The organism is Embleya sp. NPDC050154, from assembly GCF_044460165.1.
In the GTDB taxonomy this organism is placed as follows: domain Bacteria; phylum Actinomycetota; class Actinomycetes; order Streptomycetales; family Streptomycetaceae; genus Embleya.
Genome location: NZ_JBITJP010000001.1, coordinates 88,195 through 101,438 on the forward strand (window position 1 = coordinate 88,195; position 13,244 = coordinate 101,438).

The 13,244-nt window shown below is 72.3% G+C and carries 13 protein-coding genes; 6 read left to right on the forward strand and 7 right to left on the reverse strand.

What is annotated here, in order from left to right:
- Positions 1–76 precede the first annotated feature (76 nt).
- From ACIBSV_RS00370 to ACIBSV_RS00380, 3 genes are all read right to left on the reverse strand, one after another.
- The gene (locus ACIBSV_RS00370; RefSeq protein ID WP_395858644.1) at positions 77–976 is read right to left on the reverse strand and encodes an SMP-30/gluconolactonase/LRE family protein; all 900 of its coding nucleotides are present in this window, start codon (positions 974–976) and stop codon (positions 77–79) included.
- On the reverse strand, positions 973–1,824 hold the full coding sequence (locus ACIBSV_RS00375) for a fumarylacetoacetate hydrolase family protein (protein ID WP_395858645.1): 852 nt from the start codon (positions 1,822–1,824) through the stop codon (positions 973–975). The genes ACIBSV_RS00370 and ACIBSV_RS00375 overlap by 4 nt, the downstream gene beginning before the upstream one ends.
- Before the next feature lie 255 nt (positions 1,825–2,079).
- On the reverse strand, positions 2,080–2,853 hold the full coding sequence (locus tag ACIBSV_RS00380) for an IclR family transcriptional regulator (protein WP_395858646.1): 774 nt from the start codon (positions 2,851–2,853) through the stop codon (positions 2,080–2,082).
- A 115-nt stretch (positions 2,854–2,968) separates the two neighbouring features.
- Here ACIBSV_RS00380 and ACIBSV_RS00385 point away from each other — a divergent pair, with 115 nt between their 5' ends.
- The 3 genes from ACIBSV_RS00385 to ACIBSV_RS00395 all read left to right on the forward strand — a co-directional run bounded on the left by ACIBSV_RS00385 (position 2,969) and on the right by ACIBSV_RS00395 (position 6,375).
- A complete protein-coding gene (locus ACIBSV_RS00385) occupies positions 2,969–3,733 on the forward strand; it encodes an SDR family NAD(P)-dependent oxidoreductase (protein ID WP_395858647.1) in 765 nt (254 codons plus the stop codon).
- Between the two features lie 87 nt (positions 3,734–3,820).
- Positions 3,821–5,206, forward strand: a complete 1,386-nt coding sequence (locus tag ACIBSV_RS00390) for an FAD-binding oxidoreductase (RefSeq protein WP_395858648.1) — start codon at positions 3,821–3,823, stop codon at positions 5,204–5,206.
- Positions 5,203–6,375 carry a (Fe-S)-binding protein gene (locus ACIBSV_RS00395; protein WP_395858649.1) on the forward strand — a complete coding sequence of 391 codons (1,173 nt, stop codon included), beginning with the start codon at positions 5,203–5,205 and terminating at the stop codon, positions 6,373–6,375. The genes ACIBSV_RS00390 and ACIBSV_RS00395 overlap by 4 nt, the downstream gene beginning before the upstream one ends.
- 262 nt (positions 6,376–6,637) lie before the next feature.
- On the opposite strand, the gene ACIBSV_RS00400 is transcribed toward ACIBSV_RS00395, so the two are convergent.
- Entirely contained in the window at positions 6,638–7,018 is a 381-nt protein-coding gene (locus ACIBSV_RS00400) for a TetR/AcrR family transcriptional regulator C-terminal domain-containing protein (RefSeq protein WP_395858650.1), read from the reverse strand.
- Between ACIBSV_RS00400 and ACIBSV_RS00405 the strand changes: the two genes are divergently transcribed.
- Positions 7,017–7,292, forward strand: coding sequence for a hypothetical protein (locus tag ACIBSV_RS00405; RefSeq protein WP_395858651.1), 276 nt, complete (start codon positions 7,017–7,019; stop codon positions 7,290–7,292). The genes ACIBSV_RS00400 and ACIBSV_RS00405 overlap by 2 nt on opposite strands.
- Before the next feature lie 131 nt (positions 7,293–7,423).
- On the opposite strand, the gene ACIBSV_RS00410 is transcribed toward ACIBSV_RS00405, so the two are convergent.
- Both ACIBSV_RS00410 and ACIBSV_RS00415 read right to left on the reverse strand, forming a co-directional pair.
- The gene (locus ACIBSV_RS00410) at positions 7,424–8,647 is read right to left on the reverse strand and encodes a beta-propeller fold lactonase family protein (RefSeq protein ID WP_395858652.1); all 1,224 of its coding nucleotides are present in this window, start codon (positions 8,645–8,647) and stop codon (positions 7,424–7,426) included.
- Positions 8,647–9,492 (reverse strand): polysaccharide deacetylase family protein, encoded by an 846-nt coding sequence (locus tag ACIBSV_RS00415; RefSeq protein WP_395858653.1) that lies wholly within the window; start codon positions 9,490–9,492, stop codon positions 8,647–8,649. The genes ACIBSV_RS00410 and ACIBSV_RS00415 overlap by 1 nt, the downstream gene beginning before the upstream one ends.
- A gap of 267 nt (positions 9,493–9,759) precedes the next feature.
- Here ACIBSV_RS00415 and ACIBSV_RS00420 point away from each other — a divergent pair, with 267 nt between their 5' ends.
- Positions 9,760–10,413 (forward strand): Type 1 glutamine amidotransferase-like domain-containing protein, encoded by a 654-nt coding sequence (locus tag ACIBSV_RS00420; RefSeq protein ID WP_395858654.1) that lies wholly within the window; start codon positions 9,760–9,762, stop codon positions 10,411–10,413.
- A 114-nt stretch (positions 10,414–10,527) separates the two neighbouring features.
- Here ACIBSV_RS00420 and ACIBSV_RS00425 read toward each other — a convergent pair whose 3' ends face one another.
- Positions 10,528–11,541 carry a hypothetical protein gene (locus ACIBSV_RS00425; RefSeq protein WP_395858655.1) on the reverse strand — a complete coding sequence of 338 codons (1,014 nt, stop codon included), beginning with the start codon at positions 11,539–11,541 and terminating at the stop codon, positions 10,528–10,530.
- A 219-nt stretch (positions 11,542–11,760) separates the two neighbouring features.
- Between ACIBSV_RS00425 and ACIBSV_RS00430 the strand changes: the two genes are divergently transcribed.
- The gene (locus tag ACIBSV_RS00430) at positions 11,761–13,230 is read left to right on the forward strand and encodes a hypothetical protein (protein WP_395858656.1); all 1,470 of its coding nucleotides are present in this window, start codon (positions 11,761–11,763) and stop codon (positions 13,228–13,230) included.
- Positions 13,231–13,244: the final 14 nt, after the last annotated feature.

Sequence of the window (13,244 nt, forward strand, 5' to 3'; positions counted from 1 at the left end):
GTGCACTCTCCATCTCACCCAGGGGCGGGCGTCGTGTCGTTCGTGGGTCGCGGCGGTGTGCGCCCGCGACGGGAGGTCAGCCTCGGTAGGGGTGCGCGGGCAGACCGCGGATCCCGGTCCGGAACGCGAACAACCGGCCGCCCAGCGGCTCCCGGTCGTCGGTCGCGGCGGTGGTCACATAGAGCACATCCAGGTCGGCGCCGCCGAACGCGCAGTTCGTGACCCGGCGGGCCGGGACGTACAGGGTCCGGTGCAGTCGGCCGTCGGGGGTGTACCGGCGGACCGCGCCGCCTTCCCACAGGGCGACCCACACACCGCCCTCGGCGTCCACGGCCAGTCCGTCCGGCCAACCGGCCTCGGCGCCGATCTCGGCGAAGGGTCGGCGGTCGGAGACGGTGCCGGTCGTCGGGTCGTAGTCGCAGACGTCGATCCGCCGGGTCCCGGTGTCCACGTAGTAGACGAGTCGCCCGTCCGGGCTCCAGGCGATCCCGTTGGAGTTGGTCACGTCGGCGAACACCCGTACCGGCTCGAGCCGGTGGCCGGTGTCGGTGCTCGGGTCGAGTCGGTAGAGGGCGCCCGCGCCGGGGGTGTCGTCCTCGGCCTTGGTGCCGGCGAAGAACCGGCCCGCCTCGTCACAGGCCCCGTCGTTCATCCGGTTGCCCGGCCGGTCGGCCTCCACCTCGGCGACCACGCGCACCGTGCCGTTTGGGTCGAGTACGGCGAACCCCTCGCGCACCGCCAGGCCGTAGCCGCCGGCCGCGCGCGGGACCACCGCGCTCACCGGTGTGCCGACGTCGTACCAGCCGTGCAGGTCGGTGTCGGGCACCAGGTAGTGGATCCGGCCCGCCGGGATGTCCACCCACAGGAGGCGGGCGGTGTGCGGGTCCCAGCACGGGCTCTCGCCGAGCACCGCCGCCGGCGGCGACAGCAGGGTCGGCCCCGCCCCCGCGCCGGGGACGGAACCGCCGACGATCACCGACGGCCCGGCAACGCGTCGACGTCGACGACCGGGTTGACCAGCACCCCGATGCCCTCGACCTCGGTCTCCAACACGTCACCCGGCACCAGCCTGCGCGGCGGGTTCATGAACGCGCCGCACCCCCACGGGGTTCCGGTGAGCACCAGGTCGCCGGGTTCGAGGGTGAAGGCCCGCGAGCAGTAGGACAACAACTCGGCGATGCCGAAGACCATCTCGGCGGTCGAGGAGTCCTGCACCGTCTCGCCGTTGACCCGGGTGCGCAGCACCAGCGCCTGCGGATCGGCGATTTCGTCGGGGGTGACCAGAACCGGCCCGAGCGGGCAGAAGGTGTCCAGGCTCTTGCCGCGCACCCACTGGCCGTCGGCGAACTGGAGATCGCGTGCCGAGACGTCGTTGGCGACGGTGTAGCCGGCGATGCCGGCCATCGCCTCGTCCTTGTCCGCGTGCCGCAGCGTGCGGCCGATCACCACGCCGAGCTCGACCTCCCAGTCGACGTTCCCGGTCAGTTCGGCGTCGATCACGATCGCCTCCCCGGTGCCGATCACGCTGGACGGGAACTTGGCGAACACCAGTGGGCTCTCCGGCGGTTGCACCCCGGCCTCGCGAATGTGGTCCAGGTAGTTCAGCCCGATCGCGACGATCTTCCCGGGCCGCAACGGGGCCAGCCGCCGGCCGGCCTCGATCTCTTCCGTCGCGCCGAGCGCCGCGTCGCGCAGCGCCTCGGGACCGGCCGCGACCAGCGCGCCGAGCGTGCCGTCGCCGGGCCCGTCGAGTCGGTACAGCCCGCCCTCACGCTCGACGACGGCCACCGGCCGACCCTCGTACTCGACTGTCGCCAGTCTCATTCCCACTCCCCCGTCATTCGCTGTTCCGTCTAGCGGAACGCAATTCCAAGTGGTGTGGTGAGTAAAACAACGGGCCGTCGAAGATGTCAAGAGACCCCCGAACCGGCAACTCTCCGGTTCGGGGGTCTCGGGCAATTCGCTTACTGTGCAGGGAATTCAGATCACACTGCGTGTCGCTTCCGGGCACTTCGAGACGCGCCCGGGTCGAACATTCCAGCCCGCCCGGCGTTCGACGACACTCGGCCGCACGCCGTCCTAGCCGGCGGCGCCGGCCCATTCCGCCACGCGCGAGCGCAGCGCCTCGGCCAGCTCGGCCATCCGCGCCGAGGTCATCCGCGACTTCAGTCCGGTCACACTGATCGCGGCCGCAGGCGCCGACCGCCCCAGAAACAGCGGCACCGCCACGCACCGCAGGCCCAGTTCGTTCTCCTCCAGGTCGGTCGCGTACCCGCGGCCGCGCACCTCCTCGAGTTCGGCGGCCAGCTTGGGCACCGAGGTGAGCGTGTGCCGGGTCGCCGCGCGCAGCGGCAGCCGCGGCGTCGCCCAGGCCCGCAGCGCCTCGTCGGTCGGGTACGTCCAGGCCAGCAACGCCTTGCCGACTCCCGTACTGTGCGCGGGATTTCGGCCGCCGATCACGGACGAGAGCTTGATCGCGCCGGACGCCTCGACCTTGTCCAGATAGACCACCTCACCGGCGTCCAGGATGGCCACGTGCACCGTCTCGTCCATCAGCCTGCGCAGGTCCGCCAGCAGCGGATGCACCATCGAGCGCAGATCTATGTCGTCGTGGAAGCGGAACGCGGTCGCCAGCAACTGGCTCCCGATGAAGTACGGGCCGTTGGGCTCGGGCTGGGAGGCGAAACCCCGGTGCTTGAGCGCACCGAGCAGGCGGTGCAGCGTGCTCTTGGGTACGTCCAGGTCCCCCGCGAGCTCCTCCAACGTGATGCCTCGGGGCATTTCCCCCATACGCATCAGGATCCGCAGTGCTCGATCCACGCTGATCACGGGCGAATCGCTGTTGCCGGTCAAGGTCCCCCCTAGGGACGAGTCGGTAATGGGATGGCGTTCCGTCTGATGGAATGATAGACCGTATCGCGTAACGCTGATACCGTCCCGGCTCATCGGAGCCCACGGAGGAGAAGCGATGCGCGGACTCATCGGTAAGCGGGTACTGGTCAGCGGCGGCAGCAGCGGGATCGGCCTCGCGGCCGCCCGGCGCTTCCTCGACGAGGGTTGTCGCGTCTTCGTCAGCGGCCTGGACCCCGCCGAGGTCCAGGCGGCCGTCACCGCGCTTCACCCGTACGGCGACATCACCGGTCAGGCCTTCGACGTCAGCCACGAACCGGACGTGAGCGCCCTGGTCACCGCCGCCGTGGACGCCCTCGGCGGCATCGACGTGCTCGCGAACAACGCCGGCATCGCGTGGCGCGAACCCTTCCTGGAGATCACCCCCGAGCACTTCGACCGCATGCTCGCGGTCAACCTGCGCGGCATGTTCCTGGTCGCCCAGGCCGTCGGCCGGCACATGGTCGACCGCGGCGGCGGGGTGATCGTCAACATGTCGTCCACGAACGGGATCGCCGGCGAGGAGGACTACGCGCACTACAACGCCTCCAAGGGAGGTGTCCTCCTGCTCGGCAAGACCATGGCGGTGGAACTGGGTCGACACGGGATCCGGGTGAACACGTTGTGCCCGGGATACATCCGTACACCACTGAACGCCTCGATCGCCGGCGCGATGGGCGATGACGACTTCGAGAGCGACTACATCGCCAACCGGATCCCGTTGGGGCGCGCGGGCCTGGCCGAGGAGGTCGCCGCCGCGTACGCGTTCCTCGCCTCCGACGACGCGGCCTTCGTGCACGGCGCGGAACTGGTCGTCGACGGCGGCCAACTCGCGGTCATGTGACGGGAATCGCCCCTGCCTGCCCCCGCCTGCCCACCTGCCCGACCGCCTGCCGGATCCACCTGCCGCACCCGAGGGAGAGCACGTCGCATGCCCCTGTCCACGGACCTGATCGACCGCCTTGGCGCGATCGTCGGCGCCGAACACGTCCGGCACGCCGTCGGTGATCTCGTGCCCTACGCGCGCGACGCCACGCCGCTGTTCGACCGGCTCCCGGACGCCGTGGTCTTTCCCGCCGACACCGCCGAGGTGGCCGCCGTACTGCGCCTGGCGAGCGACCACCGCATCCCGGTCGTCCCCCGGGGCGCGGGCTCCAACCTGTGCGCGGCCACCGTCGCCCTGGACGGCGGCATCGTCCTGGTCACCACCCGGATGAACCGGATCCGCGAGATCAGCCCCGCCGAACTGCTCGCCGTGGTCGAACCCGGCGTCACCACGGCCGCACTGGCGAGCGCGGTCGCCGAGCACGCCCTGCTGTTCCCACCCGACCCGGGCAGCCGCACGGTCTCCACCGTCGGCGGCAACGTGGCCACCTGCGCGGGCGGGCTGCGCGGGCTCAAGTACGGGGTGACTCGCAACTACGTACTGGGCCTGGAGGCGGTGCTGCCCACCGGCGAGGTGATCCGCACCGGCGGCCGACTCTGGAAGGACGTGGCCGGCTACGACCTGACCCGGCTGCTCACCGGCTCGGAGGGCACCCTCGCGGTGATCACCGAGATCACCATGGCACTGCTGCCCGCGCCCGCCGACACGGGCACCGGCATCGCCTACTTCCCCGACCTGGCGCACGCGGGCCGCGCGGTCGCCGACATCCTCTCCGCCGGCATCGTCCCGGCGACCCTGGAATTCCTGGACCGGCGCTGCATCGGCGCGGTCGAGGACTTCGCCCACCTGGGGCTGCGCCGGGACGCGGGCGCGCTGTTGCTGTTCGGCGACGACGGCGCGCCGGACGCGGTACGTCACGACCTGGCCCGGATGGCCGACCTGTGCGACCGGGCCGGCGCCACCGAGTGGACCCTGGCCGAGGACGTGGCCGGCGCCGAGGCGCTGCTCACCGCGCGCCGCTGTTCACTGCCCGCGTTGTCCCGGCTCGGCTCGCTCACCATCCTGGAGGACGCCACCGTGCCCCGGCCCCGGATCGCCGAGATGGTCGACCGGATCGACGCCATCGCGGACCGGCACACGGTCACCATCGCCACCTTCGGTCACGCCGGCGACGGCAACCTGCACCCGACCTGTGTGGTGGCCGACCCGAACGACACCGAGTCGATCGAACGCGCCCACGCCGCGTTCGACGACATCTTCCGCACCGCGATCGAACTGGGTGGCACGATCACCGGCGAACACGGCGTCGGCGCGGCCAAGTTGCCCCACCTGCGGGCCCAACTGGGGGATGCCCAGACGGATCTGCTGCGCCGGATCAAGACCGCCTTCGATCCCGCCCACATCCTCAATCCCGGAAAGCTCGGCTCATGACCGGTGTGTTCGATCCCGAGGAACTCTCCCGCTGCATCTCTTGCGGCTTCTGCCTGCCCGCGTGCCCGACGTACGCCGAGACCGGCGACGAGGCGTCCTCGCCGCGCGGCCGGATCAACCTGATGCGGGCACTGGAGACCGGTCGGCTGGACGGCGACGACCCGACCCTGCTCGAACAGTCCTCGGCCTGTCTGGGCTGCCGGGCCTGCGAACCGGTCTGCCCGGCGGGCGTGCCGTACGGCTCGCTGCTCGAACAGTGGCGCGAACACCAGTGGCGCGGCCGGCGTCGACCGCCGTTGGCCCGGCTGCTGACGGTCGTGGTGAGCATGCCGGCGGTGGTAAGGGCGATGGGATGGGGGCGGTTCGTATTGCCGTCGGGCCGAGGACCCGGGCGATCGAAGCCGACGACGCCGGCCCCCACCGTGACGACCGACGCGCCGGCTCCCGGTCTCGATGGCGGCACGACCACGAGTACCGCCACGAGTACCGGCGCCGGTGCCTCGCTCATGCTGGGCTGTTTCGAGCGGGCCCTGTTCCCGAAGGTGGCCCGCGCCGCGCGCACCCTGCTGCCCGGTCTGGCGGTACCCGACGGCCAGGGCTGCTGTGGTGCTCTGCACGCGCACAACGGCGAGCTGCACAAGGGCCGCGCACTCGCCCGCCGGCTGGGCGAACGGCTGCCCGGCCGGATCGTCACCACCTCCGGCGGTTGCGCCGCGCACCTGGCCGACGTACTCGGCCGGGACCGGGTCACCGAACTCTCCGAGGCGATCGACCCGGCCACGCTCACCGAGGGCGGGCCGTCCGGGCGTCGGATCAAGGTCACCCTCCAGGACTCGTGCCACCTGCGCAACGGTCTGGGCGTGTGGCGGGGGCCGCGCGAACTCCTCTCCCGGGTAGCCGACTTCGTGGAAACCCCGGGCGCCGCCGAATGTTGCGGCGCGGCCGGCACATACGCGCTGCTGCGGCCGGCCGAGTCCCGCCGGATCCTGGACCGCAAGCTGACCGCGATCGAGGCGACCGGCGCCGACGTCGTGGTCGCGGTCAATCCCGGCTGCCTGCGCCAACTCCGCACCGGCCTGCGCCGCCGCAAGTCGCGGGTGCGCGCGGTCCATCTCGCCGAGTTCCTCACCGAGTTCCGCGTGGACGACGGGAGTGCGGGACCGGGCTGAGCCCGAAAGCCGCAGGGCCCGGGACGAGTTCGGCGCATGCGACTCCACACGGGGGGAGCCGCGTGCGCCGTGCCCGGCCCGGGCCCCGTCCCACTCGGCAGGCGCGGGCGACACCCGAGCGCGGCGCGGCCGGACGTGCCCGGCGGCGGGCACGCGTCCCCGGGGCCGGGCCGCGTCGTTGCGCGAGTCGACCACGACCACGGCCACGCCGGGACCGCCGGCCGGGTGTCCCGGCCCTCGCCGCCGGGACACGGGCCACACCTCAGGTCGCGGAGGGCGCGTCCGACGCGGCGTCGGAAGATGTCGTGATGCCGTCGAGGACGTAGGCCAGGCCGCTGGTGAAGGTGGCGTCCCAGTCGTCCTGGAGCATGTAGTCGTTTGCGCTGAGCGTCGGGTATCGGTCGCTCAGGTCGTGCAGTTGCCGCTGGGCAGCCTCGCGGTCCTCGACGGACAACGCGAAGCCGGCCCGGGCCACCGTCGCGCCCATGAGGTGGTTGTACAGCGCCCAGGTCGCCGAGTTCAGCCGGCGGCCGGTGAAGCCGGCTCGGACCAGGGCAGCCTGGAGGAACTCCATGCGGGCGAGCACGTTCGGGCCCAGGGTGGGTCGCTGCAGGAGCGCGGCCGACCACGGATGCCGCAACATGGTCGCCCGCCAGTCCAGGACCGCCGCGGCGACCTTCAACGCCGGTCAACAGGTGGGCGGAGCGCTCGGCACGGCGTTGTTCAACACCGTCGCCACCAGCGTCACCGCGAGCTATCTGCGCACCCACGAAGGCGGGCCGGACACGATCACGGCGGGCACCGTGCACGGATTCGGCGTGGCCTTGGTCGTGGCCACGGGCATCATGCTGGGCGCCGCCGCGGTGGCGGCCGTACTGATCGACACGCGCTCGACCCGGGACGTCCGTTCGTCCTGAACGGCCCCGGACCGGGCGACCCGGATCTCGGCGAGCGCGGGTCGGGCCGCCCGGCCCGCCCGAGTCGGCGATGAGCGGGCGGCGGGGAGTCGCACCCCGCCGCCCGTCTCGGCACGGCACCGCGTCCTCGGTCAGCGGAAGACGCCGGTGTGGCCGAGCGAGTAGCGGCCGGGTTGCGGGTAGACACACAGCCCGTGCGGACCGGCGCCGACGGGCACACGGGCGAGCAGATGGCCGTCGGTGGTGTCGATCGCGTACACCTCGGAGTCGTAGCGCCCGCTGAGCCACAACACCTTGCCGTCCGCGGAGACGCCGCCCATGTCCGGGCTGCCGCCGCCGGGCAGGTGCCACTTGGCGGTCAACGCGCCGGTGGCGAAGTCGAGCACCGAGATCGAGCCCTCACCTCGGTTGGAGATGTACAGGCTCTTGGAATCGCGGCTCGGGTACAGCCCGTGCGCGCCCTTGCCGGTGCGCAGCCTGGTCGGCTTGCCGAAGGTGTCGCCGTCGAGCACCCACAGGCCGTCGGCCATCATGTCGGCGATGTACCAGGTGCGGCCGTCCGGGGAGATCTTGACGTCCTGGGGCATCGCACCGGACATCGGGATCTTCTGTTTGGCCAGCAGCTTCATCTCGGCGGTGTCGATCTTGAGCAGCTCGCCGGAGAACTCGCAGGAGACGATGAAGTACTTGCCGTCGGGCGAGAAGTCCGCGTGGTTGACCCCCGCGCACTCGCTGGGAATGGCCTTGACCACGGCCATCGTGTGCGCGTCGCGGAAGACCACCTGGCGGTCCATCGAGGCCATCACGACCGCGTACTTGCCGTCCGGCGTGAAGTAGAGGTTGTACGGGTCCTCCACCGGAACCGGCGTGCCGACCTTGCCGGTGGCCGGGTCCAGCGGAGTCAGTGTGTCGCCCAGGTCGTTGTTCACCCACAGGGTCTTCAGGTCCCAGGAGGGCACCACGTGTTGCGGCTGGTGACCGACCTTGATCGTCTCGATCACCTTGTAGGTGGTCGGGTCGATCACGCTGACCGTGTTCGACTCGGTGTTGGGTACGTACACCCGGGACGGGAAGTCCTTGACCACGTCCGCGAGCATGCCGGGGCGGTCGGCCGCGTACAGGTCGTTCGGGTCCAGCGGCGGCGGCATGCCGGGCAGCAGATTCGCGCTCTCCGCCACCGGTACGGCGGGAGCGGGTGCGGGGTCGACGGGGGCGATCGAGGACTTGACCGGTTCGGGTTTCGCCGCGTCGTTCGTGGCGGACCCGCACGCGGCGGACGCCACCAGGCAACAGCCCGCCAGGAACAGCGAGGTCCGGCCGGGGCGGCGGCGGGAGGGGAAGGGATGAGTGGTCATCAGGTGACGAGCTCCGACATCGTGACCGCCCGCAGTCCGCGGGTCCGTAGGCCGTCGAGGATTGCGGGCATCGCGGCTACGGTGCCCGGGTGTCCGAAGTGCAGGCTGACCACCGAGCCCGGCCGAACCTCGTTCAGCACGGTGCGGGTGACGGTGGCGGCGCCGGGATCGGTGAAGTCGAGTGAGTCCAGGTCGTAGCCCAGGCAGTGCGCGTATCCCACGCGGCGGGCTTGGGCGACGACGGTGGGGGTGCAGTCCTTGGCCTGGGAGGGCCGGAACCAGCGCCCGATCGAGCCGGTGAGCCGGTTGAGCCGGTCGGCGCAGTCGGCGATCTCGGCGTAGGTGCGATCGGCGGACATCGACGAGATGTCGCCGTGGTGCATGGTGTGGTTGCCCAGTTCGTGGCCGCCGGTCAGCACGCGCTGGGCCATCCGCGGCTGTTCGTCGAGCCAGGAGCCCACCGCGAGCACGGTGCCGCGTGCCCCGGCCGCCTCCATCAGGCCGAGCAGCGAGTCGGCGGTCTCCGCACTGCCCTGCCCGTGGAAGGTCAGCGCCACCTGGGGCCGATCCGGTGGACCCGAGCCGATCTCGAACGGCAGACCGGCAGGCAGCGGCGGCTGCTCCCGGCCCGCTCCGACGCCGGCGGCGGCACTCGGGGCACCGGAAACGGCGGCGGACGTCGGGTTGTTGCCGCCGCCGGCCGACGTGGACGCCGGAGCGGACGCGGGTGTCGACGCGCGGGGGGACCCGTCGCCGCACCCGCTCGCCGCCGCGCCGGCGGCAGCGCCCAGCGCGGCGGCCCGGGCGAGCCGGCGAAGCATGCTTCGGCGATCCAGAGGCGTCACGCCGGCGACCTTACGGGCTGCGACCGTAAGAGAGCGGTATGCGTACGCTCGGCCACGCAGCGTGTCGTGTCACGTTCGCTGTGTGATTCCCGGCGATTGCCGAGGACGGGGTCGCATGCCGATCGACCCGCGCGGGTGAACCCCGAACCGCGTGCGCCACCCCGATGGAGCAGTGTCGCGACCGCCGGAGTGCTCCGGTGTCGACCGGCGCACCGTCTCGAGGTACCGCCCTGCGGACCCGGTCTCCGGTCGCGGTATTAGGGTCCGATGATGCGGATGTATCTCTCCTCGTTCCGATTCGGCGAACACCCCGACCGTCTGCTCGCGTTGCTCGACCCGCCGGCGGGCGCTCGGATCGCGGTGATCGCCAACGCGACCGACGATCGGCCGGCCGGCGTCCGCGCGGCCGGCGTCGACCAGGAAATCGCCGGCCTCCGCGCCCTGGGACTGCGGCCGAGCGAACTCGACCTGCGCACGTTCTTCGACCGCCCGTTCGCCGAAGTCGGCGCCGTGCTCGCCGACTTCGCGGCGGTCTGGGTACGCGGCGGCAACGTGTTCGTGCTGCGCCACGCGCTTGCCCGCAGCGGCGCGGACCGCGTCCTCCTCGACCTGCTGCGCCGCGACGCGCTGGTGTACGCCGGGTACAGCGCCGGCGCGTGCGTGCTCGCACCGAGCCTGCGCGGCCTCGAACGGTGCGACGACGCGGACGCGGTCACCGCGCTGTACGGGGAACCCGCCCCCTGGGACGGGTTGGCCGTCCTCGACCACGCCGTCGTGCCGCACATCGACTCGCCCGGCCACCCGGAGGCGGAGCTGCTCGCGGCCGTCGTGGCCGACTATCGTGCCCACGGCGTGCCGCACCGCACGCTGCGCGACGGACAGGCCCTGCTGATCGACGGGGCGCGGGCCACCGTCTGCTGAGCCGGGACTCGAGGCCGGCGCCGGGCCGGACGTACGCGCGGTGTACGTGTGCTCGGCCGCACGTGCGGTCCCCCGGCCCGCGCCCGGTCGGACCTGCGCCGACCCGACATGCGTTCAGTCCGCCCTGGGCGGCACCGCCTCCCCGTAGGCCCGCAGGATGGTCAGGGCCGCGATGGTCAGGCCCGGCCGGGCCTCCGCCCGAACGGTGGGCGACCACTCGGCCCAGCGCAACGGCCAACCGCCGTCTTCCTCCTGGGCTTGGACCAGCGCCCGTAGGCCGACCCGCAGTTCGGCATCGGTGAACCAGTCCCGGGCCAGGCTGTCCGGGTACGGCGCGAAGTCGTGTGGCAGGTGATACTCGCCGACCGCGTAGCCCGGCGCGAGCCGGACCTGTTCCGGATGGGCCGGGTCGAGCAGCACGAGCCGCTGCTCCCGCACCAGTTCGCCCAGCCGCGCGGCCTGGTGCCGGGCCCACGCTCGATCCGGTGTGCCGTCGAGGAAGGTGACGGCCGCCTCCACCTCGTAGGGATGGGTGGTGGCCAGAGTCTCGACGGCGGTCCGGCAGAACTGTGTCGCGCTCGGGAGCCACGGGTGCTCGACGCCGGCGCGAAGCAGCGCCCCGACGATCCAGCCGGTCGGGATCAGGCCTGCGGTCGGCGGGTCCGGCACCACCAGCCACGGCGGGTGCGGATAGTCGCGCAGGCCGGCGAACGCCGGCGCCACCCCGCCCGCCGCGGTCGCCACGCTCGCCAGCCAGTCGCAGAGTCGGGCCGTCTCCGCACTGCGCAGCGCGCCGGTCTCGGCCAGGATCGGCATCGCGGTGCGCAGCGTGGCCGGTTGCGGAAGGGGACCGCGCACGTCCGGTTCCAAGCCGTACGCGAAGCCGCCGTCGGGGCTCCGGTAGGCGTACAACGCGGCCAGCACTCCGGCCCGTTCGTCGTCCACCTTGCCGCTCCCACGCCCGGCGCCCGTGCGGTCCCTCGCTCTGTCGTGCTCGGCCCCGTCGTGCTCGGCCTTGCCGTCCTTTGTGCCGAACAGGTATGCGAAACGGCGTTGTTCCAGCACCCGTCCCGACGTCCACAGGAAACGTTCGGCCCGCTCGAGCATGTCTCGGGTGATCCAGTCCATGACTCGACGCTAGGCCGCCGAGCGCGCTCGGTCTTGAACGAATCGGACACCGGGCGTGCCGCGGCCGGGGGCGTGCCGTGGCACCGATTGCGTGGCCGGGGCGTGTCGGGGCGTCGGACCGACGGTGACGGTTGGAGGAATTTGCCTGCCCGGGGGTTGGCCCGCGCACCGCCGGCCGACCACGGTGGACGGGTCAGCCTCACCGATGTGCTTCGGGGGATGCTCGTGTTCGCTGGTTCTCGTACCCATGGCCTGCGCCGATCCGTGATCGGTGCCGCCGTACTCGCCGCCTCGGCCGCACTGGTCGGCCCGGTCCCGTCCGCGCAGGCCGCCGAGGCGGACCGATCGGCGGGCGCGCACGGCACCTTCGGGGTGCACCGCGACGACCGCCCGGTGGTGGTGCCGTTCCGCACCGGACGCGACGGCGAGGCCCTGGTGACGCTCACCGTCGCGGCACCGGGCCTCGACTGGGGTACGCCGGGCAAGGAGTCGGCGGTGCTGCAACTGCTCGTCGACGGGCGGCCCGCCGGTGACGTGGTGGTCTTCGGCGCCACGCCCACCGAGCGTAGCTTCGCCCTCGGCGCGCTGCGCAGGGGCCGGCACAAACTGACGCTGAGCTATGCGGCCGATCGCTCGTCGCCGGCCGGATCGGTGGTCCGGGTCTCCCGGCTGCGCACCGAGACCATCGCCACGACGGACCGCGAGCACGCCGTGGCCGCGAACGCGCCCGTGTTGTACGGCCGCGGCATCCCGGGTGTGCCCGGCGGGGCGACCGGCCCGTTCCAGAACGCGGTCTCCGACACGCCGGTGTCGGCCTGGTACCAGGAGACCCCGGCGGCGACCGCCGGGAACCGGGTGCTGACCTACACGATCGTGTGGAGCAACGAGGACGGCGGCACCTCGACACCGGCGCTGATGGCCCGCTGGGGCCGCACCACCGACATCGAGTGGGCCTACCGCGTCGAGGTGGACGGCCGAGGCAAGGCGGTGCCGGGCACCGCGTACTTCCAGTCGCCCGACCACGGCACGAAGTTGTTCGCCGGCCGCTACGAGGACGGCCACCCGCTGCTGCAGACGTGCACGCTGAACAACAACCTGTGCGACGTCGTGGACAACCCGATGCGGTTCGCGCCGGCGGCGGTCGAGCGGCTGGTCGATCCGAAGAAGACCGCGCGCGAGGAGATGGTGGACCGGCACCCGTGGGTGTATCCGGTGATGACCGACGAGGTGCGCCGCGAGGGCCGGGTCGTCGCCGACCCGCCGGCGGACACCACGACGCTGATCGCCGACCCCCGGGACTACCTGTACGCGGTGGTCCGCAAGACCACCTCGGCACCGCCGCCCGGCGCGGCCGGCTGGGCCGGTGTCGCGCTCGGTGTGCGGATCAAGGGCGACCCGACCCTGTACCGCTCGGACCGCGGGCGGGTGGACTGGTCGCTGCAGCGCGACGATCCGGCGGCGACCACGGTACGACTCCCGCACGGGACGCGGGCGTCGGACATCGTCGAGGTGGTGGCGATCCGAACGGTGGCGGGTGTCGACCCGGGCACCACGGTCACGGTGAACGGGGTCAATCGGGCGTTCCTGCTGGGCGAGGACGACCGACCCGGGCGGGCAGTGCCGGTCCGTCCCGAGAAGCCGGTCACGTTGACCGCGGCGGCGCCGGAGGCGGTGCTGTACCGCCGATGAGCCGGTCGGCATCG